General features: G+C 45.6%; 18 protein-coding genes. 3 read left to right on the forward strand and 15 right to left on the reverse strand.

What is annotated here, in order from left to right; all coding sequences use genetic code 11:
* Window positions 1-44: 44 nt before the first annotated feature.
* Complete coding sequence (locus tag R7P36_RS06355) at window positions 45-1,931, reverse strand: methyl-accepting chemotaxis protein (RefSeq protein ID WP_182038132.1); 1,887 nt, start codon at window positions 1,929-1,931, stop codon at window positions 45-47.
* Between the two features lie 364 nt (window positions 1,932-2,295).
* On the opposite strand from R7P36_RS06355, the gene R7P36_RS06360 reads away from it, so the two are divergent.
* Window positions 2,296-5,046, forward strand: a complete 2,751-nt coding sequence (locus R7P36_RS06360; RefSeq protein ID WP_203345550.1) for a M16 family metallopeptidase — start codon at window positions 2,296-2,298, stop codon at window positions 5,044-5,046.
* Window positions 5,047-5,133: 87 nt separating this feature from the next.
* On the opposite strand, the gene R7P36_RS06365 is transcribed toward R7P36_RS06360, so the two are convergent.
* Entirely contained in the window at window positions 5,134-5,586 is a 453-nt protein-coding gene (locus R7P36_RS06365; RefSeq protein ID WP_080276973.1) for a bactofilin family protein, read from the reverse strand.
* Window positions 5,490-6,443: a M23 family metallopeptidase gene (locus R7P36_RS06370; protein ID WP_053307982.1), complete on the reverse strand. Its 954-nt coding sequence runs from the start codon at window positions 6,441-6,443 to the stop codon at window positions 5,490-5,492. The genes R7P36_RS06365 and R7P36_RS06370 overlap by 97 nt, the downstream gene beginning before the upstream one ends.
* 427 nt (window positions 6,444-6,870) lie before the next feature.
* Here R7P36_RS06370 and R7P36_RS06375 point away from each other — a divergent pair, with 427 nt between their 5' ends.
* Window positions 6,871-8,625 carry a hypothetical protein gene (locus R7P36_RS06375; RefSeq protein WP_213899059.1) on the forward strand — a complete coding sequence of 585 codons (1,755 nt, stop codon included), beginning with the start codon at window positions 6,871-6,873 and terminating at the stop codon, window positions 8,623-8,625.
* Between the two features lie 81 nt (window positions 8,626-8,706).
* On the opposite strand, the gene R7P36_RS06380 is transcribed toward R7P36_RS06375, so the two are convergent.
* From R7P36_RS06380 to R7P36_RS06435, 12 genes are all read right to left on the reverse strand, one after another.
* Window positions 8,707-9,351, reverse strand: coding sequence for an START domain-containing protein (locus R7P36_RS06380; RefSeq protein WP_017820098.1), 645 nt, complete (start codon window positions 9,349-9,351; stop codon window positions 8,707-8,709).
* A gap of 77 nt (window positions 9,352-9,428) precedes the next feature.
* A complete protein-coding gene (locus R7P36_RS06385; RefSeq protein ID WP_017820099.1) occupies window positions 9,429-10,613 on the reverse strand; it encodes a multidrug effflux MFS transporter in 1,185 nt (394 codons plus the stop codon).
* Complete coding sequence (locus R7P36_RS06390) at window positions 10,610-11,254, reverse strand: recombinase family protein (protein WP_047102429.1); 645 nt, start codon at window positions 11,252-11,254, stop codon at window positions 10,610-10,612. Before R7P36_RS06390 ends, R7P36_RS06385 begins: the two co-directional genes overlap by 4 nt.
* Window positions 11,255-11,400: 146 nt before the next feature.
* A complete protein-coding gene (locus tag R7P36_RS06395) occupies window positions 11,401-12,408 on the reverse strand; it encodes a LacI family DNA-binding transcriptional regulator (protein ID WP_017820101.1) in 1,008 nt (335 codons plus the stop codon).
* Window positions 12,409-12,625: 217 nt separating this feature from the next.
* A complete protein-coding gene (locus R7P36_RS06400) occupies window positions 12,626-14,359 on the reverse strand; it encodes a sodium:solute symporter family transporter (protein WP_213899061.1) in 1,734 nt (577 codons plus the stop codon).
* Window positions 14,352-15,347, reverse strand: coding sequence for an ester cyclase (locus tag R7P36_RS06405; RefSeq protein ID WP_054576562.1), 996 nt, complete (start codon window positions 15,345-15,347; stop codon window positions 14,352-14,354). The genes R7P36_RS06400 and R7P36_RS06405 overlap by 8 nt, the downstream gene beginning before the upstream one ends.
* Before the next feature lie 49 nt (window positions 15,348-15,396).
* Window positions 15,397-16,371: an ester cyclase gene (locus R7P36_RS06410; protein ID WP_017820104.1), complete on the reverse strand. Its 975-nt coding sequence runs from the start codon at window positions 16,369-16,371 to the stop codon at window positions 15,397-15,399.
* Window positions 16,372-16,884: 513 nt separating this feature from the next.
* A complete protein-coding gene (locus tag R7P36_RS06415) occupies window positions 16,885-18,165 on the reverse strand; it encodes a TRAP transporter large permease (protein ID WP_017634488.1) in 1,281 nt (426 codons plus the stop codon).
* Complete coding sequence (locus R7P36_RS06420; RefSeq protein ID WP_085569423.1) at window positions 18,162-18,725, reverse strand: TRAP transporter small permease; 564 nt, start codon at window positions 18,723-18,725, stop codon at window positions 18,162-18,164. The genes R7P36_RS06415 and R7P36_RS06420 overlap by 4 nt, the downstream gene beginning before the upstream one ends.
* Before the next feature lie 58 nt (window positions 18,726-18,783).
* Complete coding sequence (locus R7P36_RS06425) at window positions 18,784-19,779, reverse strand: TRAP transporter substrate-binding protein (protein WP_213899062.1); 996 nt, start codon at window positions 19,777-19,779, stop codon at window positions 18,784-18,786.
* Window positions 19,780-20,046: 267 nt separating this feature from the next.
* Complete coding sequence (locus R7P36_RS06430) at window positions 20,047-21,003, reverse strand: LacI family DNA-binding transcriptional regulator (RefSeq protein WP_025768661.1); 957 nt, start codon at window positions 21,001-21,003, stop codon at window positions 20,047-20,049.
* A 150-nt stretch (window positions 21,004-21,153) separates the two neighbouring features.
* The gene (locus R7P36_RS06435) at window positions 21,154-21,903 is read right to left on the reverse strand and encodes an HpcH/HpaI aldolase family protein (RefSeq protein ID WP_213899063.1); all 750 of its coding nucleotides are present in this window, start codon (window positions 21,901-21,903) and stop codon (window positions 21,154-21,156) included.
* A 289-nt stretch (window positions 21,904-22,192) separates the two neighbouring features.
* On the opposite strand from R7P36_RS06435, the gene hisD reads away from it, so the two are divergent.
* The gene (gene hisD / locus R7P36_RS06440) at window positions 22,193-23,485 is read left to right on the forward strand and encodes a histidinol dehydrogenase (RefSeq protein WP_213899064.1); all 1,293 of its coding nucleotides are present in this window, start codon (window positions 22,193-22,195) and stop codon (window positions 23,483-23,485) included.
* The last annotated feature ends 1 nt before the right edge of the window (window position 23,486 follow it).

The raw sequence follows: 23,486 nt of genomic DNA on the forward strand, positions 1-23,486 counted from the left end.
GCTAGCGGGGTTTGTTGTTTTTAAGAGCGTCCTTAATGTGGCGTTTAAGCCAGTTTAAACGTCGCCACTTTCGAGTTGAGATCCTCAGCTTGCGATTTCAGCTCAGCAGATTGATTCATCGATTCTTCGGCACCAACTACCAAGTGATCGGTCACATCTTTAATGGACGTGACATTTTGCGTGATTTCATTGGTTACGTGCGTTTGCTCTTCGGCGGCGGTCGCGATTTGCGTTGCCATATCGCTGATCAGCGCAACGGCCGCGTTGATTTCATCCAGAGCCAGTGCTGCGCGATCAGCATCTTCCACCGAACCTTGCGCGAGCTGAGAGCTTGTATCCATGATGGTCACAGCGCGTTGTGTGGTTTGCTGCAAGGTCTCGATCGTCGAGCGAATCTCTTCGGTTGAGGTGTGTGTGCGTTGTGATAGCACGCGAACCTCGTCTGCAACAACGGCAAAACCGCGACCTTGTTCACCTGCACGCGCCGCTTCAATCGCCGCATTCAGAGCCAGTAAGTTGGTTTGCTCTGCGATGTCTCGAATCGTTGATAGCACGGTTGAGATGTCTTGCGCGTGCTGGTTGAGCTCACCGATGACAACGCTCGCTTGGTTGACTTCAGAAGACAAATTATTGATGGACGATTTGGAATTGATCACCAACTCATGACCGTTTTGTGTGCTTGCTGAAGAGTCTTGAGCGGCTTTAGCCGTCTGCTCTGCATGTGCTGCAATCTCTTGCGTTGCTGATGCCATTTCAGTCACAGCGGTCGCCACCATAGTGATTTCTTGTTGCTGATGGTTCAGATCGGAAACCGATTGATTCGCGCGAGTCGTGCTCAGCTCCGATTGTTGGCTCAGTTCTTCCGCTTGGTGACGAATGTGACCAATAAGTTGCTGCAAACTTTCAACGAACTGGTTGAAGTTTTCAGCCAGCTCACCAACTTCGTCACGGTTTTCTACTTTGATGCGTTGAGTTAGGTCGCCGCTACCGTTTGCGATTTGTGCAAGCGCATTCGAAACGTTGTAGAGCGGACGGAACAAGATGTTACATAGCAGATTAAACAAAGCTACGCAGATAACGACGACGATGGTGGTTGCGATGATCTGATCCCAAACAGCATCGTAGAGTGGGGCAACCAACGAGTTTTGATCTAACACCGTCACTGTTGTGAGCTTGGTACCCTCTATGTGGCGCGCGTAAATCACATATTCGGTGCCGTTAATAGAGACGCGACGCTCTGTACCTGAACGTGCGGCAGACGTAATGTCGTTGTTGTTGAGGCCTAGCTTGCTAACCGGTTGATTCAGCAGTTTACCGTTGTTATGAGTGAAAATATTGCCCTGTTCATTGGCAATAAACATATAACCTTCACCCGGTAGGATCACTTGGTTCAGACTGTTCAGGATATCACCGATCTCTACGTCAGCACCCAGAACGACGGTTTGACCATGCAATTGCAGGGCTTTACCGAGCGACACGACGTTAGCCCCCGTGGCTGCTGCGACGGTTGGGTTATCCATAAAGACTTTCGATGGGTTGGCGATTGCATTGGTATACCAACCCCACTTACGAGGATCGTTATTACCTGGTGGCAAAACCACCCCATTAGCGTTGTCTTGTGACCCGTCCGGGTAAGCGAGGAAAACGTTATCGAACGCGCCAGAGTCTCGGACTTGTTTCAAATGCGTAACCAGAGAACGTTTCTCTGAATCAGAAGAGAGTGACGTTAGTGCGCGCTCTTTAGAGAGTAGCCAGTCCTTTACGTATTGATTGTAAGATGCGCTAGTGCTTTCTAGTCGCTGTGCGACTTCGACATCGAGCCTATTTAATGAATCTCGAAAAGACAGCCCCTCTACCAGCACTCCCCCTAGAATGATGGCGGCACTGGCAGAGATTGCCAGTTTGTTTTTTAATGATAGATTTTTGAACATAAAGCGAATAATAGATCTTTGAATAATAGTTGTTGTGTTTTTATTCTCATCAGTGCTCTCTGCGCTGTTGAATATGCAGCAGAAAGTCAGATTCGAATCTGTTCAATAATTATATTTTATTGCTCAAAATAAATACTGACTCCATGTCGCGAATTTGAGTTTTACATCAAATAAGCAAAAGGATTTGGGACGATATTATTTATGTATTTGTAAAGTAAGGATTTGTCGATTTTTGTAAATGAGAATTCATTTCAATAAATGGTGATCTTTATCACATTTGCGTATTTGATAATCCATTAAAAATGTGAAGGTTATAGCACCGGATATATATTGATTAGCTTAATCATTGTTATGGGCAATCGTTATGCGCAGTATATTGTTAGTCCCCGCGTTATTAGTGTCAGGGTGTGCTCTGATACAACAGTCGACGCCGATTCAACCTGACGCCAACTGGCACGTGGACCAGTTATCGAACGGTATGAAATACCATCTTTATCCAACAGAAGACCAAGAAGTCTCGGTCCGTTTGGTGGTGAATATCGGCTCATTCCAAGAAACATCTTCTCAAAAGGGTTACGCTCACTTTGTTGAGCATATGGCGTTTAATGGTAGTGAACATTTTACCGGTAACGACGTTGTCAAACTTTTCGAGCAATCTGGTGGTAGCTTTGGCGCTGATATCAACGCTTTTACCAGTTATCAGCAAACGTCTTACCAGCTTGACCTTGCGAATAATACGAAGCTAGAAGATGCCCTGAAGTGGATGAGAGATATCGGTAACGGACTTGAGTTTGCTCCTGAGCAAGTAGAGAAAGAAAAAGGGGTGATTCTTGGGGAATGGCGACGTGCTAATCCGGATGATAAGTCCTTTTCTATGCATGCTTACCAAGCCTCGATTGAAGGCACTATGTATGGTGAGCATGACCCAATTGGTACTCGCGAAGCGATTCAAAACGCTTCCTCGAGTAAGTTAAAGGCGTTTTACGACAAATGGTACCAGCCACAAAATGCCGAGTTGATTGTGACTGGTAATATCGACGTAGATTCACTGTCCAAGATTATCAAAAGCAAGTTCTCGAACTGGGAAAGTACCTCGGATACGGTAATAGAGAAGCGCCGTGATATTCGAGTGAACAACGAAAACAGAATCTTGCCAAGTAACACGATGGAATCACCCAGTCTTCATTTAGTGATTGAGCGTGGTCTAAGTGGCGGCACGACGATTGAGCAACAACATGAAGTGTGGCGTGATGAAGTCGCAACACAACTCATTCAACAGCGTTTGATCCGTGTACTCAGTGATGCCGCTGAACCTTTTCAATACGCTTATGCAGAGCCCTATTACTCTAACTATCAGCGTATGATGTCGGCAGGGATTTCGTTTGCACCAGATCGCCGCGAACAAATGCACCAGACTTTCATTCGTACCTTGGCGTCGTTGAGAGATTATGGTGCGACTCAATCCGAGTTAGATAGCGTTATGTCAAATTGGCAAGGTGAACTTGCAAATATTGATTCAGATTGGAGTCAGCGTAAGCCAAACAGTTACGCAGAAGCACGTGTTTTTCAAATTGGACAAGACAGTGTCAGCCAATCAAAAGAGAACTATGCCCAGAGTTTGGCAGAATTCATCAACAACGAGAATTTAGAGAGCATTAACACACAATTGACGGCTTTGTTATCTCAGCAGCCGAGCTTTTTTATTGGTTTGGGGAAAAGCGAAACGTCAGAACAGTTCAATGGTGTATTTGCCGCTCTAAACAGTGCCTATCTTCAAACTGGCGAAAAACCGTTAGAGATGTATGACAAAGTGGATGGATTCTTAAAGCCTACCCAGGAAGGCAGCATCACGAGCATGCGTCAGGAAGCGGGTGGTTTTCAAGTCTATACGCTATCAAACGGTGTCGAAGTGTGGTTCCAAAAAGATACTAAAGCGGGTGGTCGAGCGTATATTTATTATGCGAGTCAAGGTGGTAAAGCCGCTGTTGATCCGACGTTGTATGCCGCTTATGAAATCGCAGCAACAACGGCAATACGCAGTGGGTTAGGGGCATTTTCTGGTTCAGAGCTAGATAGCTACTTACGCAAAAACAACATTGCGCTTGGCGCGATGCTTGATGCGACCAGTCACGGAGCGCAAATTACGGCGCCAAATACGCACCTAACTGATGCTTTGAATGGACTATACAACCTAGCGACGGAGATTAAAGTCGACGAGCGCCAGATGGCGGCAGCGAAGCAAGAGTTTAAACAGCAGAGCGGCGCTTTTTTTGAATCACCGATGGGAAAACTGATTCAAAAAGCAAACGGCAATTCTTATTTGCCGGGGAGTCGTCATCGTATAGTGTCCAGTGATGATGTTGAACAAGTGACTTCCGAGCAGATACTAGCGGTGCATGAGCAACTTTTCAAAACCAATGATGGCTTTAAGATGGTTATTGTTGCAAACGTAGAGCCGGAAGAAATTACACCACTTTTGCGTAAGTATGTGGCCTCTATCGAAATGAAACCGAGTCGTTCGATTGATTATCACGTTGCGTTTAACCCGGAAGTGCCGGAGCGAACTGTGGTTGCGGATGGGCATGAACCTTCATCGTTGTATGTAATGCGTTTGACTAATACGAGCGATTACCAACGTACGGCAAGAGACACGGTTATCGAAGATATTTTGCAACGTATTAGTAATGCACGTGTTTTGGATATTGTGCGAGAAGAGTCTAGCCTTGATTACAGCCCGAGCATTTACACCATGACACAAGATCGCGAACCCATCTCTGATTGGCTCTTGGAGTCTCAAGTTGAGCCCGAAGACGTGGCACTTTTAGAGAGTAAACTGGGCAAAGTGTTTGATGATTTAGCGTCAAATATTACCCAAAAAGAAGTGGATACGGCCGCGAAACAACTGGCAGTCGCGATGCAAGGATTGGATGACAACCCAGCACAGAGATCATGGGCATATACTCGTTATTTGGTGCATGATTACGGCGTCGATGTGTTACTTGACGTTGAGAAAGTGGCTAAAAGTGTGACGTTAGATGAAGTGAAAGCGCATGCAAAATCAGCTTTTGGTCCACAAGCAAAACGCTCGGTGATGGTTTTAAATCCGGCCGAATAATCACGTAGTTTCTGACGAAAATCGTGGCAATAGTAATAAAAAAGACGGCGTGAAAGCCGTCTTTTTTAAGCACTTTAATCAAAGCTTTTATGCTGATTTACGCGAAAGTCGCTTTTCATTGTTGGTGTTGTTTTCTTTTGTGATCGCACTGTCTTGAGCCTTACCCTTGAGCGTTACCACTTCCTTTTCAGGTAATTCGGCTGCTTCACCAAAGAATTTGCCACCAGGTTCAATGCTGAGGTTATTGCTCCAGATCCTACCGCTTACGCGTCCCTTGGCAAGCACTTGAATGTGTTCTGCGTGACAGTTTCCGTCCATCATGCCGTTAATGATCAGCTGTTTAGCGTAAATTTCACCGTTTACTCGCCCGCTTTCTGCGACAACGAGAGTGCCTTCCACGTTAATTTGACCATCGACGATGCCATCAATCTGGACATCGTTTTCTACTTTGAGTTCTCCGCTAAGAGAACAGCCTTTGGCGATGAGAGTTGAAGCTGCTGAGCTACTCGTTGTTCCACTGTTTTGATTAAAGATTCCCATCGTATTCTTCGCTCCTTAGTAAAAATGTCTTCGAAATCATTAAGGCTCCAATCGACAAATGGTTTCGGATTCAGTGCTCGCCCAACAAATCGCACCTCGTAATGCAGGTGAGGGCCAGAAGAGAGCCCACTGTTGCCGGAAATTGCAATCAGTTGCCCTTTTTTGACGAACTGACCACTTTTTACTTTGAACGCTTTCAAGTGCGAATAAGAACTCGAAAAACCGAAAGAATGTTGTAGCCTGAGGAAGTTACCAGAGCCTTTATTACTGCGGCGGGTGACTTCCACTACCCCATCGGCAGGGGCATAAATTTTGGTGCCGATATTTACGGCAAAATCGAGCCCACGATGCATCTTGGCAACTTTTGTCACCGGATGGATACGCTTACCGAATCCGGAAGATAGCCGTACCTTGCCGACTGGAGAGCCACTTGGTATTTGGTTTAATAACACCATGCGAACGTTTGAGGTTATCGCCGCCGCATCGAGCCTAGCATCCAAGTTATTTGTCGAGGTATGTTCTCCAACCCCAAGCACTTTCTCTAATTCACCCAAACGTTCCGAAACAAGTTGTACCCGTTCTTCCCGTTCTGAAAGGTCATTTTCTAGCTCTGATTTAAGTGTTTTCAGTGTGCTGAGCTCTTCACCCATGGTGCGTGAATGCTCTGTCAATTCAGCTTGTTTTAACGCTGCATTATCAACGCGAGTGTACAAGTGATGAATTAAGATTACGGTCGCGGCCAGAGCAACAACAAAAAAAACGAAAAACGTTTTTATGTTGCGTTGCATCCTTTTACTGAAGTACCAATGTCTTGAGCCATTGATAGTTGATATAGAGATCGTCAACTGGTCTTTCATCGTCTTCTATTGCTCGTATTTGGTATACGTCTCGTCACTGAGTTAGTAGGAATGTAAGGAAAACGAGTAGGGACCGCCAGAGGCAAATTGGAAAGAAGTGTCAGGTCGTGAGGCGTTTTCAGATATTAGATAAAAGACTCAATAAAGATTTAATATTCTGCTGATTTTGGTCGTAATTACTCCAAATCGCTTCATTTAACTGAATATTATGATTTTTAAGGCGGTTATCCGAGAAATTGGATTGTGAATATTGCCAATAGCATCCGCACGCAATTCAACTTACTTCACGGTTTGCCTTATAAATGTTGGATAATTTATCAAACCGACATTCATTACATCGATAACTTGTTTATGATAGCGGTTGATATAAAGCACTATTCATTGGCTTTAAACCTAAGCGTTACATTTCGTTTAGGAACACATAACTATGACAACGGAGTTGGTCGTGAAAAAACTACTATTGGCTACAGCAGTGGTCGCAGCAGCAGGGGGCGCTGGCTACCTGTACCAAAACAATACTACCGCGAGTGATGCAGGCTCACTGTTAACGCAAGTTCCTGCAGATTCACTTATGGTGACGTATCAGACAGAACCTTTTAACCATTATAAATACATGAACGCATTCGGTACGGCGAATCAAGGCTCGATTGCAGAACTTTTTGCCGATGAACCACTGTCTCCACAACAGCAGTTTGCAGTTAACTTATTCGATGGATACCTAGAGAGTGCTGCGTCGCCAGAAACATTAAAAGCTTATTTGGGCACCGGGGAAAACATTAATCCTGTGTTGTACACAATTGGTATGGTACCGGTGTACAAAGTGGATATTGAAGACCCTGCCGCGTTATGGAAAACACTGGATCATGAAGAGCAGATGAGCGGCGCTAAGCATGAGTTGGTTAAGCTTGGTGAAGTCGAGTATCGTCGTTACGAGATGACTGATTCAATTGACCCGCAGGAAGGTATTGGCTTGGTTGTAGCCGTGGTTGATAACGTGCTTACGTTAACGATTGATGTTCCGCAACTGGGCGTTCAAAACCCGATTAAAATGGCACTAGGGCTTGAAGCACCAAGTCAAAATATTGCTGACAGTGGACGCCTTGAGGCGTTGCAAGCCAAATACGGTGAAAACAACAACTCTTTTGGTTACTTTGATCATCGCGAAGTGATTAAAGGTTTGACGACGAAAGATGGCAATATGTTTGCTCGTCAAATCAGCACGTTGGATGCAATAGATCCTGAACCAACTATTGAGGAAATGCGTTCACCAGCCTGCCATACTGAGCTTACTCAAGTTGCAGAAAACTGGCCTCAGTCCGTCGCGTTTGCAGAATACAAGATGAAAGGCGATCAGGCGTTCATTAAAGGTTCTTTTGTTGTTGAGTCCAACAATAAAGTAATTCTAGATGCGCTCAAGTCGATTCGTGGTGTATTGGCTGAGTCTAAAAGTGATAAGAGTTTCTTTAGTATGGCGCTTGGTTTAGACATTAATACTCTAGCGCCATCGATTGGTCAGATTTGGGCTGACTTGACCCAGCCTCAATATCAATGCTCTTTATTGACACAAATGCAGCAAGAGATGGGCGGCCAGAATCCAGCAGCCGCTGTAAGCATGGGGTCAGGCATGGTTAATGGCCTTAAAGGGTTAAGCCTGCAAATGTTTGATATCAAAGTAGATACTAATGCTCAGCATGGTGAAGTATTTAGCCAGCTAGATGGTATGTTGTCTCTTTCTGCCAATGATCCAATGATGCTTATTCAAACTGCGCAAATGTTCGTTCCTGAACTTGCTCAATTGCAAATTCAACCGGATAACCAACCTGTTAATGTCAGTGACCTATTAGAAATGCATACTGGCATGAAGGTGGACGTGTTTGCTCGTCTAAACGAAAACCATTTCACCCTTTACAGTGGTGATAGTGCTGCGGAAGCAAGCAAAGAAGTGATGGCGCAATCACTTTCTCCAAATGGCTTGTTCAGCTTTGATTTTGATTCAGAGCGTATTTTGGAAGTGTTAGAGAGTGCGTCGTCAATCACAGGGGAGCCGGTTCCGGATGATGTTGTCAAAAGCTTACAAGGCGAGCTTGTTGGTGGTATGACGATGGACGTGACAGACCAAGGTATTGGTTTTGATTTTGATTACCGCGGTGCAACTAAACCTGTAACGGTTGCACAGCAGTAACACATTGCGTAGAAAAAGGCGGCTTGAAGCCGCCTTTTGTTATTATGTACCGTATTAAAAAGCGAGTGGGAAGAGCGACGCTTACTCATCTATTTGAGGATGAGAGTATTGCTGATATTCAGGTAACTCTTTTCTTAAATTACTAAATGTCGCCCATGCACTTTCTTTTGAGAGTTTGTTGATCAGCCAGTTTGGCAATAGACCTCCGGGGTCAGCAAACGCCTTGTATTCCACGAGTGTTGTATCGTTTGTGAGTTTTTGTAACTCCCAAGTCGCATCAACCGAGCGAATTCGAACATAACCATTTTGTTCAGCAAGATATGAGTCAGGTGCGCTTTTGATTTCTATCGTGAATCCCAGCTCATCGACCCAGTACTTTGAGTAGGTGACCATATCCCGATTTTTGGCAGGCCATGGTGCTTTAAACTGGGTGTAAACGATGTTCTCGGTGGCCGATATCTGATTTAAAACCCGGCTATGACTGGCATTGTCAATCCAGTTCGGGATATTGTCACTGTCTTCCAGTAGCGTTAAAAATGCACCATAGCTGGTGGGTGTGAACATCCGGGCACGGATCTCAACTAAACCGTCACTATGTTCTCGGGAGTAAATTGTGATTCCATTCTTGTCACTCTCGAACTGCCAGTTCTCGTTGGCGCTCGCATCAGTGCCAGCGGATATCAATGTGGCGAGTGTTAAGGCGCCCATTCTTAAATGCAACATCATGTTAGTATCCGCCAACTTTTCCTAAATTTAAGTTTATACGATTTGTCGTAACTATAAGGACAATAGTATGTTTTTTGTTATCGTTCTGAAGGTTGCTCTGCACTGAAGCCACGTTGAATGTTGGTGAAGGTAAGCGATGCAAATATTACGATAACGATCGCTAGATGCCATGCTTGACTCAATCCAAGCTGCACCAGAGTTAAGCTGACCAATGAGGAGACGACCATTTGTCCACCACCAGACATTGCCGCTGCGGCACCTGCTTGCTTTTTATAAGGTTGCATTACCATCGCTTGTGCACAAGGTAGGGCAATACCATTACCCAAGATCATTAATAGCTGTCCTAGCATCAGAAATAGAGGCTCAACAGGACAGAAAAATAACCATATTGCGGCAGCGAGGTGAAGAAATGGGGTGCAGAGCAGCATTTTTTTATTGCCAATAATTGGCCTTACTCGGTTACAAATCGTGGTACCACATAACATACCCAAAGCGGGAATGAGCGCCCACATCGCGTATTGAGCGGAGGTCATGCCAATTTGATCTTGCATGATAAATGGCATCACAGAGACTGTCGTAATCATTAAGCTGAAGTTTAACCAACTGATACTGGCGAAACTCATAAAGTAACGAGACGTAAGTAAGCTCTTGTATTGGAGTAACATTTTTCGGGGTGACGGAATGACAGAACGTTTTGTGATGGTTTCTGTGAACTTAAAGGCGATGATTACCCAAGCCAGCGAGACATAGCCCAACAGAGAAATAAACACCATACTCCAACCGAAGTGGAAGTTGATAAAGCCGCCAATCACAGGTGCAATAAGTGGCGTGATTGAAGCCGCCATGGCGATGTAAGACATTGCCACTGGGAGTTCATCCCCGCTAAATCTATCTCGAGTCGACGCCCTCGCGAGTACCGCGCAGCATCCTGTACCTAACCCTTGTAAAAAGCGCCCCATCACCATCCCTGTAAATGTGTCACTGAAGAAAATAATTATCAGCAGACCAGACATCGCGATGAGTAAACCGGTAAGTAATACTCTTTTTCGTCCTAAAGCATCTGACACTGGCCCGTAGATAAATTGAGAGGGGCCGAAGCCGAGCAAATAAATACTCACAAGCAGTTGAGCTTGGTCGAGGGAGATGGAAAAGTCTTTTGCTATCCATGGCAAAGAGGGCATAACTAGCCCCATGCTCAACTGGCCAACGCTAATAATAAGACAGGCGAGTAGTATAGTATGAAAGTTGATTGGGCGACTCATGACTGGTCTCCATTCAAACAACCTTTTTGGCGTCGTGAGCTTAAGCCGCCTTCGTCATCCACTTCATTTAGCTTTGCTTTGACCCGCTTCACAGTCGATAGACTGACTTCGCATTGCTCTGCTACGTTTTGCAATGTGTAGCCTTCTAGCAGTAACGTTGCGATCTGTTGGTGTTTGGTTTTGTTTGCGGGGCGGCCGCGAAACTTCTGTTTCCATAATTCTGGCTGCTCTTTAATGGCCTGTCGCCCTTGCTCTGCGGCAAACAGGCGATGTTCAGTCTGCACTTTCCCATATCCAGATAACACTGTGAGTAGTGTTTGAGTCTGAACAGAACCTGGCTCAAAAGTTATTGATTCACATACAGTTTTCAATGTTACCCCTTTATCGAGTAGCATTTTTATCGTGTTCAATGCTTGACTAAAGTCGCGACCAAATGCGGTCAGCCACCAGAGCACAATCGTATCCCCAGCTCTGACGGAATCGAGCAGTCGTAAGAATGCCTCTCTCTCGGTTGGAGGCATGCAACCACGAACCTTATCCTCAAAATGCTGAGCTTCGGGCGCAAAAGCTTTTAGAGTATTAAGGTGCTCTTGGTAAGCTCGATTTTTTGGCGAATAACGAGTGTAAAGATACGTGGTCATAAGGATTATGAGCCTTTTTTTGTTTGGTTCATATAGTGTAATGGCTCATAAATATACATGAGTTCATTAATGCTGACAACACTAAATGAGCCGTTTGGGAGTCAGAGGCACATAAAAAAGCCAACCGAATGGCTGGCTATAGCTATTTAAGCTTTTGTTGTCTGTCGCTCGATTAACTTCACTGGCACCATCATTTTTACTAGGCTTCCGTTTTTCGTATTAATTTGATCAACAATGATCTTCACGCATTCGCGAGCGAGGCGACGGAAATCCTGGCGGAACGTGGTTAATTGATAGCTTAACCATTCTGTCTGCGGAATATTATCAAAACCAATGACTTGTAAGTCCTGAGGAATCCTCAACCCGCATTCTATACGGGCGATATCCATGACCGCCATCGCAAGGTTATCGGTTGCACAGAACACCGCTTCAGGCCGATTTTTGTCTGCCAGTATGGCACGGACTTTATCAAGTGAGCTCGCGTAGTCATAACTGGCTTCAATGATGCGTGGCGTCTTGCCGGTTAGGTCTTCAAATTCAGAGCAGAAGCCGCTTTGGCGTTCGTCATTCGTAAAGGTTGGCACTTCTCCCGTCAAATAAACCGCGTTCTTCACGCCACTTTTATGCAGAAGTTGCGCGGCTTGTTGGCCTGCTTCGTAGTTGTCACTGATAACGTAGCTACTCCTAGTACCTTCAACAACTCGTGCGTATTGAACAATTGGGATATTAAACTCTTCACATTCTTCATAAAGGGACTTATTGAAGGTTGCGGAAGCGGCAATGACACCATCGACGCGATACTGGAAGATATTTGGGATTGAGTGACCCTCTTCTTCATCCACTTGCCATGGAATCAATACGGCAGAATAACCTTTTTTCTGTAACTCACTGGAAATTAATTGCAGTGTTTTCATATGGATAGGGTAATCCGCATCAGGAAACACCAAACCTATCAATTTCGATTCGTTTGTGGTCAGGCTACGTGCAAAGGCGTTAGGGCGGTAGTTAAGGGCTTTAGCCGCTTCAAAGACTTTTTGCTTGGTCTTTTCGGATACTGAGCTACCCGGAACAAACACGCGCGATACAGTAGATTGAGAGACGCCTGCCATCTTTGCCACATCTTTTGATGTGACTACGTGTTTAATTGATTTCATGAATAAAACTTAGTTGCCAGTAATTGAGGTCATAAGACTAGCATAAATAGGTACGTATTCATAAATGTTCTGACAGGGTATCCTAAGTAGAATAATGGCTTTGGAGTGTTAAAAAGCAAAATGTGGGTTAACCCATTTGGTTTGCTTTGAGCTATCACTAGATCTAGAGCGTAGATACTGTCCGTTTGTTGGACGTACAGTATCTACGTAAAGAACATTAATTTGCTTGTTTGACTGCAACTTTACGTTTTGGGGAGAGGAGTGAATACCCCGTGTATCCGATGCAAGCGGTAGCGACAAGAATAGAGCAGCCACGCATAAAGTTAATCAGCATAGGAGCGTTGTCGGTAAACGCGTTGATCCCCCAAAGCATCACGATCGAGAATACAAACATCACTAGTAAGCCATAACATGGAGCATCGATTTTACCGGGAACGACATACCAACCATCTTCCTTGATTGGTTTATTTAGACGAGCATATTCCGCTTGCTGGCCTTTCACTGTGTAAAGATGCATTTCATCTTGTTTACCCGTCAGGAGAAGGCTAGCAATGTAAGCGACAACGGCATTCACAAGGACGCCAATCACGCAATACCAAGGCCACGCAATATCGGTCGCAACGGCTACATACCAGATCACCAAGAAGCTAGCAGCAACGCCAATTAACAAGCCTTTTTCCGTAATGTGTTTTGAGTAGAAACCAAGGACGAACATACAGAAGCTCGCACCGACAAAGTAAGAGCCTGCCTTACTCAGCACTTCCAGTACCGAGCCTGTGCTGGTGGCAAACATGATCGCTGGAATGATGACCAAAATCGCCCACGCCACCGTGAAGAAACGCGATACCTTTAAGTAATGCTCTTCCGACTCGTTTTGCTTGTAGAAGCGTTTGTAAAAGTCAGCCACAGAAACGGTCGCCATTGAGTTAAATGCGGAATCGAGACTCGACATACTTGCCGCCAGAATCGCAGCGGCAATGATGCCCATCAAGCCTGGCATTCCATATTCACTCGCATAATGAAGAATGATGGTGTTGCCGTTTTCGAACTCTTTACCGTCGTAATAAGCGTTGAACAGGACGCCAAGCAAGATAAAGACAAAGTAAATAAAGAAGGCCACGTAGCCCATCATCAGCATTGCCTTTTTCGCATCGCCCATGTTTTTCGCGGCCATACATCGTTGTACCATCATCTGGTTACCGCCATACACGGTGGTGTGGAACATCGTCATTGCGATAACACCAGCCCATACCGTCGTTACTTGGCTTAGGTCAAAACTTGTCTGTAGGGCATCGGTCATTCCTTTCGCTTTGAGTTCTGCCATGACCTCCGTCATTGGAGCAGGCATGCCATTCCAAACGGCTTCAATGATGATGAATGCGCCAATAAATAAGATTACTGCTTGAATCACATCGGTCCAAATGACAGCCGCGATACCGCCCATTACGGTGTAGATAAGGGCAATTGCAGTGACGATCATGATGCAGTACATCACGTCGATACCAGTAATGAACTCTAAAATCATTGCTGTCGCATAGAGTACGGCTGCCGAGCTCAATGCTTGTTTGATAAGGAAGATAAACGACAAAGTCAGTCGTGAAGCCTTACCGAAGCGTCGTTCTTGATACTCGTAGATAGAGGTTAAACCGTTGTTGTAGAAAAACGGCATAAACACAGCCACGATGAAGAAGATCACCAGCGGATAATTGAGGTGAATCGCGATAACCGACAGGCCTTCTTTGTAAGACCAAGCTGGCCCGCCAAGGAACGACATGGCACTCACGTAAGTACAAACGACAGAAATACCGATCGCCCACCAAGGGATGCTCTTATCACCCAAAGCGAATTGGCTAGCTGAAGTTACTCGCTTACCAATCACCGCACCCAATACTAGCGTTAGGGCTATGTATCCACCAAGGATGCTCCAGTTAAGTGCGCCAAACTCATGCATAATTAGGTCCTTCTAACTGTTCTTTCATTTGTGCAAACACGTCATAGCCAAGTTGCAGCAGGATATGAACGATGTCGATCGCCACCCAGTTTTCCTTCAGTAAATCGCCTTCGCGTCGCCAAATGTCCATAACGCGAAGTTCGATGTGTTTTCCGGTTGGGGCAAGACCGAGCCAGCCACTGTGACCAGTGTGAGTACCATGCATATGTGGCCAACCACCTGTGGATACGTAGTCATTTTTGGCCAAAAAATTGACCTCAATATCGACACTTCGGTCAGGGAAGGCAAACACAAATGGCGCTTGATGGTGGTTACGGAAACCTTTGATACCGCGCGTAGTACCAATACCAGCAGGGCCGTACCACATGAAGTCATTGTGCCAGTAGTTTTCAAGATCCATCGAGAAAAGATCTTTGCCATCAAAACGACCCAAGCAAGACAGCATATCTTCAACCAGCTGGGCGCTCTTTTCACTTTCTTCCAAAGACACAACAGAATGTTGGATACCATTAGAAGTCGCAGGAGAAGGGACCAAGCCATCGTGACCTAAGCTTTTACGAAGAGGGTTGCAGCCTGCTTGATTCATCGCGTCGATGAAGTCTGGGATCATGTAAGATTCGGTGATTTGGTCGTTCTCCACACACACCATTTCGGTGTAACGCAAGTAGAGTGTTTTCCCTGTTGCTGGGATGCCAAACAGTGGTTGTTCAAATGTACCGATAAAATAGCCGGTAGAGTTGTACCAAGTGCGACCTTCGTATTCGCCGTGCATCACAATTATTGGTCGGCGCTCGGCGTCAGGCAAAGCATTAACAAGTGGTGAGAGGAAAGATTCGTGGGTTGCATCTGGGCCATTAAGATCGTTCACAGGGTGCGCCACGCACCATTTTACGTCAGGGTTCAAAGTTTGCAGAGCGGCCTGTTTTTGCTCGATGTCTGCGGCTTTGAAGTAGTTCTGGTAGAACTGTTCGATGATGTTGAGTGACATGTTGCTTCCTTACTGTCTGTGATTTTAATAAATAGTGTTTAGTCAGCCGTTAGCCTTGCTGAAGCAGGATTTGCTTCCAGATTGCGGTCTCGTCAAACAAAGTGAATTCGCGACGAAGACCCCAAGGGCCAAACTCAGCGTGGCTGATCCCCATGATGTAAACCTCTTTTCCTGAAGGTTTACCAAACATCCCATATCCCTCATGCTTACCGTGCAAAGACCATCGAATTGCAGCGCGTGGTGACATCATGTCGTCATCTCGGCCAATACGATGGTGAACGGTAAATTGAGCATTTGGGAAAGACGCACGAAGTGCCATCCAAAAATGATCGACTTCCGAGTGTGATAGGGCAGTTTGACCGCCAGTGTATTCGCCGATGCAAGCGCGGTCGTACTCTTTCGGTACTATAGAGAACTCGGCATTCATAAGGCTTCTGAGAATTGCTTCGTAGCGCTGACCATATTCGTTGTCGTTGCCTACGCCCAAATAAGGTCCAGGAATGTCGACTTCAGGTGTGAACGGAAATGGGCTTGATTCCACGCCACCTTCAAATTCGATTTGTTGGCGTGCAAACTCTTCTGACGTCATACCCAGTTGTTTCGCGATATCGGCTTGATCGCGAACCAACCATTCGTCATTGATTTGGTTATTGATAGCGTGGCAATCTGCGATAATACGGAAACGAAGTTTGCGGTTCGAGGCTTGCCCGTAGAAGCCGTTGCCACTGTGTGTTGCAGTAGAGATGATTCGATGAGAAGAAAGCATGCCTTGCTCTGGGGTGCCTGACCAAATGACGTCTTCGCCATATAGCGTGCGATCGGGAAACTCGGCCAGTGTCGCCATTGTTGCACTGATCACCCCTTCGTTTCCTTGAACGATAGAGAGTGGAGTACGCACAACAATGTCGGGAGAGTAGTAGTGTTCTAAGGTGTTTAAACCTCGGTCTTCCCAAATCTCTTTTGTGATACCAAGAATGTAGTCGGGAAAATCACGCCACTTTTCATCGAAGCCAACCATGGCCATAAATCACCTCCGTAATTGAATAATTATGTTTTGATTACGTATTCAAAATATATCATGTTGCCATTTTGTCAACGGATTGTTTTTCGATTGTTTAAATAGCGTGCTGATGATCAGATTTTTAACAATTGAGCGGAAAATAAACTAAAAAAGTACAGGAGAGATGGAAGCTATCTCTTATCGAGACGTGTTAATAAGAAAGGAGGTCAAAGTTTTTTGTATGAATTTCCTAATATCTTATTGTTTTTTAATCGCTTAATTTATTTTTATCTGTTTGAATGGAAACAAATGATTAAGCCAAAACTGATAATCATGCAGATCAAGGCACCCAAATAGACTTTATCGCTAATATTCAGCTATTTTGGTGTCAATTATCCTTATATCTTTCAAATTTTCCTTTTGCATACGAATGCTTAAAGGCTTTTTTATTAAATCGGAAGTAAATAACGAATAAGCCACTAGAAAGGTGTTTATCTAGTGGCTATAACAGTCATAAGCGCTCTATGAGTGCAACGATCAGGATAAAAGCGCAGGTAACGATAGCGAGATGGCAGGGATGAAGGTAATCAACATCAACGCCACTATCATTGCACCAATCCAACCCATGATGGCTTTAGAGAGCGACTCTATCGGTACTTTGCCTACCTGACTTGCCATAAACAGGTTGGCACCCAGAGGAGGCGTAACAAAGCCAATGGCCAAGTTCACGATCATCACGATACCAAAATGAACGGGATCCATGCCGAGTGCTGACGTAATGGGTAACAGAATTGGCGTGAGAATAACAATGGCCGCCAGCGTTTCCATAAAGGTACCGACGAGCAACAACAGAACATTGATGCAAAGCAGTATCAGAAGTTTGTTTTCGGTAATCGATAGAATGAACTGAGCAATCTCGGTCGGTAGACGTTCTAGGGTCAATATGCGGCCAAACGTCACGGACGCACCCACAATAACGAGCACTGCGCCAACTAACACTGACGACTCTAGAATGATTTTCACAACTTGCGCTGGTTTGAGCTCTTTATAAACAAACATGCCAAAGAACAAGCCATAGAGCACACCAATGGCGGCTGATTCGGTAGGCGTGAAGATTCCGGAATAGATGCCACCGAGAATGATAACGGGTAGTAGCATTGCCCAACTGGCTTCTTTTAACGCATCAAGACGCTCTGCCCAAGTCGCTCTGTGCTCGTTACCGGTGTAGCCCCGCATTTTTGAGACAATTAGACAGTAGCCGATCAATACCATACCGACGACCAAGCCAGGAATGATTCCCGCCATGAACATCTTAGTGACGGAGACTTCAGCAGTGATCGCGTAGACGATCATCACCACAGAGGGTGGAATAATGACGCCAATTCCGCCGGAAGAGGCTATCAAGGCACCGGCAAAGCTGCGGTCGTAGCCTTTCTTCACCATCGAGGGAATCATCGTCAGGCCGATAGCGGCAACAGTGGCAGACCCCGTACCAGAGATGGAAGCGAAGAACATGCACGCCACAATGGCGACGATGCCAAGCCCACCAGTAAAGTGGCCAAAGAAGACCTCCGCCACATGCAATAATCGTTTTGAGATCCCTCCTTGGCTCATAAGGTTACCTGCCAAGGTAAAAAGAACGACGGCGAGGAGAGGGAAAGAGTCGAGCCCTGTTACCATTCCTTGGACTAAAAACTCGATGTTAAGAAATGGCAGACTGAGTATCGCGACCATACTGGCTGCCGCCAGAGCAATACCGACCGGAACGCCAATGAGCAGAAGCAGACCAAAGCTGCCAAACAAAAGTGCAGACGTCATGCGTTAAACTCCAATAGTCGATTAGAAGTACGGTACTTTGCTTTGATATGGCGATAGCGTTGGCGAGAAAAGCGAACTCGTTCATTGCTGGTGGAGCACGCGTTCACACGTTGATAAATGCTGGTTACCAAGCGCACGCAGCTTAAGATTGCGCAAACTAAAACAGAGGCATACAAACACGCAATAGGAATTTCCATTGCGGGTGCAATCTGACCGAGTTGCAGGCTGCGGTTTATAACCTTAAATCCAAACCAGGCGACAGTTGCACTAAAGGCAAGGTAGATAAGATCAGAGACAATCAAACTGAATTGCGTCCAATTGCCCGGAAGTTTATCGATGAACACACGAATGCGGATGTGTCGATCATCTCGGATACAGTAGCTGATGCTCAGGTACATCGCCCATACGAATAAATAACGAGCCAGCTCTTCAGCCCACGCGATCGTTGCATCGAACAGGCGTAGGGCGATTTGCAAGCACAGTAAAGTTGTCATCGTTGAGATCGCGATAACGATAAGGGTTGGTTCTAGGTATTTGTCTAGTAAGCGAAACCACTTCATGTTCACCTCCAAAACGAGAAAGCACGACCTGTTGCCAGATCGTGCAAAAGAGTGGGAGTTATAGGCGTTCTATCTCGGCCATCACGTTGTCAAACAAGTCTTTACCCGTTTTACTGCGCAAGTCCTGGTACACGGCCGCATTCATTTTCTCTTTCATGATGCTGCGTACCTCGTCTGGGACGATGTTAACCGTCATGCCTTTTGCTTCGAGCTCTTTGATTACTTCTTGGTTTTGCTGCGCGGCGAGCTCACGCTGTTTTGCGATGGTTTCTTTGCTTACTTCACTGATCAGCGCTTGTTGTGCGGCCGGCAGTGAATCCCAAAACGATTTGTTCATGAACAACACGTAGTTGGTGTATATATGGTTAGTTAAAGAGAGGTACTTTTGTGCCTCGTAAAAACGTTCGGCATAAATAGAGTAGATAGCACTTTCTTGAGCGTTAATCAGGCCTTGTTGTAACGAGGTGAAAATTTCTCCCCAAGACAGAGGTGTTGGCGCAGTACCAATAGATTTCCACGCGCTTATTTGAGTGGGGTTAGATGCCGAGCGAATCTTTAGCCCTTTCAGGTCCTCAATACTATCAATTGGCTGTTTGTTGTTGGTCACGCTACGAAAGCCGACCTCCATAAAGCCAAGTCCATGAAAGCCTTTTGATTCCATAACATTCAACAATGGTTGTCCGATCTTCTCACTGTCGAGCGCTTTGTGTGCTTGCTCTTCGCTATCAAAAAGGTAGAACACGTCGAGCACGTTAAACTCTGGGACGTAGGGAGAGAGTAAAACTGACGCACCAAACGTCATTTGTAAGTTGCCTTGCTGTACGAGTTCAGTCGTCTCACGCACATCGCCTAGTTGTCTCGCCGGATAGATTTCAACTTCTATCTCACCGTTTGAGCGAGCTTCCACTTCTTGTTCGAAATAGAGCATTGCTTTGTGTACGGGAGAGGTTTCTTGACTGTCATGAGCAAGACGAATAACACTGGTTGCAAACGTATTCATACTGCTAAATGCAAGCCCCAGTGCGGTAAGTGAAGTAAGGATTACTTTCTTCATCGTTCTTCCTTGTTTCTGGTATGACCTGCCATTGGCATTCGTCGGCAAGTCACACAACTTTTTATGTTTTTATAAATTAGTTGAGCAATTCATATCCATTTTGCATACGAATCCAAAATAAAACATTAAAGTAACAAGTCAATAACAAGATTGATGAATTGATGAGGAATTAAATAACGATTGGTGAAAATTTAATCGTGATCACAGAAAATGCCTTACTCGAAAGCAAGGCATTTTGTTTATGAAGAATGAATAAAAATGGATTTATTAAATGGTGCTACTACGTTCGATCAAGGTGCCTTGCTCGAAAAGGTATTCGCCAGTTGCATCCAGGTTGCCGTTGATTCGATTCATCAAATCTTCAACCGCTCGTTTAACAATTTTGTCGACTGGTTGAGCAATGGTGGTCAAATCATAGCTCGGCCATGCAGACATCGGAATGTTATCTACACCCATCACAGAGAAGTCTTGGGGGATCTTTGCTCCGGCTTGTCGCAAGCCATCCATCACACCCATGGCGAGGATGTCGTTTGCACAAAAAATTGCATCGGGTTTGCTAGTGTGCGACAAGATCGCTTTCGCCGCTTCTAAGCCTGCTTCAAAGCTGTACTTGGCTTGGATAAAGGTTGGTGACGGGGAGCCGAGTTCTTGCAATTTTGAAGAGAAACCCAGCCAACGCTCTTCACTGGTCATGGAGCCAGCATCGCCACTGATGTAAGCACACTGTTTTGCGCCTTTCTGCGTTAAATACTCGGCTGCTTGTTGGCCCGCCAATCGGTTGTCAATACCAGAGCTATTGGCATTAATACCCTCGGCGTAGCGGTTGATCAAGCTTAAATGAACGCCAAACTTTTCGCATTGGGCAAACGCGCGTGAGGTTAAACGGCTGGTGGCGATAACGAGTCCGTCCACTTGGTATTCAATGGCGCGTGAAATGGCGAGATCGAGGTCGTCCTTGTCGATAGGGCAAAGCACAACTTGTCCGCCTCGCTTTTGAATTTCGACAGCCAAAGCACGAGATTGCATGTCGTACATTGGGTTTGATTCGCTATCTAACGCAATCGCCACTAAGCCTGAACGATTCGAAATCAGACCTCGGGCGATGGCATTCGGTGTGTATCCGAGCTTAGCTGCGGCATCCATCACCATTTTGCGTTTCTTCTCGCTAATACTCGCAGTCGGGCTGAATGCTCTAGATACCGTCGATTGAGAGACGCCGAGCATCTTCGCGACGTCGATCGAAGTTACTTTCGCTTTAATGGTGATACTCCTTATTTAAGGCCATTGAACCTTCTCATACGTGCTGAGTGTATGGGCTAGGGGATTTCTGTGTCTAGAGCATTACATTGATAAGGCGTAAATATCAGAGAAAACTCAAGAATTCATCACATTTCTCTCTTGTTTAAAGCCATCAATGATCATCTTGTGTTCAGACCCAACGCAAAAGAAGCTAACGCCGAGTTCACGCCATTGCCGAGCTTGTTGAGCCGTCGCGACAAACATGCCAACAGGTTTATTGGCTGCTCTGGCCGCTTCGATTACTCGCATACTTGCTTGCGCGACTTTCTCGTCATGAACGCTATCTGCCCCATAAGCGACAGTGAGATCGACTTGGCCAATAAAGAGTGCATCAATACCTTCAACATTGGCAATCGCTTCAACATTTTCGACCCCTTGAGGATCTTCAATTTGGGCAATGACAATCGTATTCGCACGGCTGTCTTTCAAGTGTTCAACCATAGGCTTGGTGGCGTATTTCGCTGCTCGACTGGAGCCAGCATACCCTCGGCCACCTTCTCCGTAATGGCAGATTTTCGCCAATTGCGTCGCTTGCTCAGCAGTACAAACATGGGGAATTTGTACACCCGCCGCGCCACAGTCAAGCGCGTTCAAAATGGTTGAAGAGGCGCTGTCTTGTACTCGTACCACGCACGTGAGGTCATTCGCTTTGGCCGCCATGATGCACAGATCGAGCGAGAAACGATCGAAAGGTGCGTGCTCGGCATCCAGTACCACAAAAGGCAACTCTGCCAGTGCCAATACTTCGATAATGTGAGGGTGAGGGGTTTTAACAAATGTACCTAATAGCGTTTCTTGATTCAGACGTTGCTTAAAATTGCTCATGATTATCTCCTTTGCAAAGGTATGCAAAAACTAACATGGTGAAATGTAAAAGATGAGTAAAAATGATGTGATCTAAAACTCATTTTTGATTAAAAAGTAAACGCAATCAAAGTCGAAATTACTTTCTATAGCCTGTTTAAATTAGTTAATACAAAGGGTTAAAGGTGGCTTTTGTTGTTTGTTGACTTAACTTGTCAAATGTTAATTAAGTGTTTAATCTGATTTTGCATTCGTATCCAAAAGCATAAAAATAACCGTTCGTCAGCCTCAATGTTCAAGGAGAAACCCAATGGCACGCATTTTAAAAAACGGAATCACTGAAGAAGCATCAGCATCAAACGACGCAAAAGTGCGTCAGATTGTCGAAAACATTCTTGCTGATATTGAATCGAAAGGTGATAGCGCTGTACGTGAGTTGTCTGAAAAGTTTGACAACTGGTCGCCGGAGCAATTCCGCCTGTCAGAAGAGCAAATCCAAGCCTGTGTGGATGCGCTTGATGAATCGACTCGACACGATATCGAGTTCGCTCAACAACAAGTTCGAAACTTTGCTCAAATTCAACGTGACTCAATGAAAGACGTCGAGGTAGAAACCATGCCTGGTGTGGTACTGGGGCATAAGAATATTCCAGTAAACAGTGTGGGTTGTTACATCCCAGGCGGTAAATACCCATTGGTTGCATCCGCTCACATGAGTGTACTGACGGCGAAAGTAGCGGGCGTAAAACGTGTTATTGCTTGTGCGCCTCCGTTTAACGGTCAGCCGAACGTCGCGATTGTCGCTGCGATGGCAATGGCGGGTGCGGATGAAATCTATTGCTTCGGTGGTGTTCAGGCGGTAGGTGCAATGGCTCTGGGGACGGAGACTATTGCACAGGTCGATATGATTGTAGGGCCGGGTAACGCATTTGTAGCAGAGGCAAAACGTCAGTTGTTTGGTCGCGTCGGTATCGATTTGTTTGCAGGCCCAACTGAAACCTTAGTCATTGCTGATGAGAAAGGCTGTGACCCTGAATTGGCAGCGGCGGACTTGCTTGGTCAGGCCGAGCACGGTTACAACTCCCCAGCTGTCTTGTTGACCAACAGCGAGACATTTGCAAAAGAAACTATCAAAGAGATTGAACGTCAGCTAACTATTCTTCCAACGGCGGAAGTTGCGGGTAAAGCGTGGGCAGATTACGGACAAGTGATCGTATGCGATAGCTACGAAGAAATGGTGGAAGTGGCAGACGATATCGCTTCTGAACACGTTCAAGTGATGACGGAAGATCCTAAATACTTCCTAGATAACATGACCAACTACGGTGCCTTATTCCTAGGTCGTGAAACCAACGTTTCTTACGGCGACAAATGTATTGGTACCAACCATACACTGCCAACGAAGAAAGCGGCACGATATACCGGTGGTCTTTGGGTAGGGAAGTTCATCAAGACTTGTACTTACCAGCGTGTGACGGAAGCGGCATCCTTAAAAGTCGGCGAGTACTGCTCTCGCTTGTGTGCACTCGAAGGTTTTGCTGGCCACAAAGAGCAAGCGGATATTCGTGTGCGCCGTTACAAAGGCAAAGTGGAAGAGGCGTAAT

It is taken from the genome of Vibrio sp. 397 (assembly GCF_033339395.1).
GTDB lineage: Bacteria > Pseudomonadota > Gammaproteobacteria > Enterobacterales > Vibrionaceae > Vibrio > Vibrio alginolyticus.

Bases quoted from the DNA above. Each gene is read 5' to 3' on its own strand.
- R7P36_RS06355 (WP_182038132.1), bottom strand. From the start codon at position 1,931: ATGTTCAAAAATCTATCATTAAAAAACAAACTGGCAATCTCTGCCAGT.
- R7P36_RS06360 (WP_203345550.1), top strand. From the start codon at position 2,296: ATGCGCAGTATATTGTTAGTCCCCGCGTTATTAGTGTCAGGGTGTGCT.
- R7P36_RS06365 (WP_080276973.1), bottom strand. From the start codon at position 5,586: ATGGGAATCTTTAATCAAAACAGTGGAACAACGAGTAGCTCAGCAGCT.
- R7P36_RS06370 (WP_053307982.1), bottom strand. From the start codon at position 6,443: ATGAAAGACCAGTTGACGATCTCTATATCAACTATCAATGGCTCAAGA.
- R7P36_RS06375 (WP_213899059.1), top strand. From the start codon at position 6,871: ATGACAACGGAGTTGGTCGTGAAAAAACTACTATTGGCTACAGCAGTG.
- R7P36_RS06380 (WP_017820098.1), bottom strand. From the start codon at position 9,351: ATGATGTTGCATTTAAGAATGGGCGCCTTAACACTCGCCACATTGATA.
- R7P36_RS06385 (WP_017820099.1), bottom strand. From the start codon at position 10,613: ATGAGTCGCCCAATCAACTTTCATACTATACTACTCGCCTGTCTTATT.
- R7P36_RS06390 (WP_047102429.1), bottom strand. From the start codon at position 11,254: ATGACCACGTATCTTTACACTCGTTATTCGCCAAAAAATCGAGCTTAC.
- R7P36_RS06395 (WP_017820101.1), bottom strand. From the start codon at position 12,408: ATGAAATCAATTAAACACGTAGTCACATCAAAAGATGTGGCAAAGATG.
- R7P36_RS06400 (WP_213899061.1), bottom strand. From the start codon at position 14,359: ATGCATGAGTTTGGCGCACTTAACTGGAGCATCCTTGGTGGATACATA.
- R7P36_RS06405 (WP_054576562.1), bottom strand. From the start codon at position 15,347: ATGTCACTCAACATCATCGAACAGTTCTACCAGAACTACTTCAAAGCC.
- R7P36_RS06410 (WP_017820104.1), bottom strand. From the start codon at position 16,371: ATGGCCATGGTTGGCTTCGATGAAAAGTGGCGTGATTTTCCCGACTAC.
- R7P36_RS06415 (WP_017634488.1), bottom strand. From the start codon at position 18,165: ATGACGTCTGCACTTTTGTTTGGCAGCTTTGGTCTGCTTCTGCTCATT.
- R7P36_RS06420 (WP_085569423.1), bottom strand. From the start codon at position 18,725: ATGAAGTGGTTTCGCTTACTAGACAAATACCTAGAACCAACCCTTATC.
- R7P36_RS06425 (WP_213899062.1), bottom strand. From the start codon at position 19,779: ATGAAGAAAGTAATCCTTACTTCACTTACCGCACTGGGGCTTGCATTT.
- R7P36_RS06430 (WP_025768661.1), bottom strand. From the start codon at position 21,003: ATGCTCGGCGTCTCTCAATCGACGGTATCTAGAGCATTCAGCCCGACT.
- R7P36_RS06435 (WP_213899063.1), bottom strand. From the start codon at position 21,903: ATGAGCAATTTTAAGCAACGTCTGAATCAAGAAACGCTATTAGGTACA.
- hisD (WP_213899064.1), top strand. From the start codon at position 22,193: ATGGCACGCATTTTAAAAAACGGAATCACTGAAGAAGCATCAGCATCA.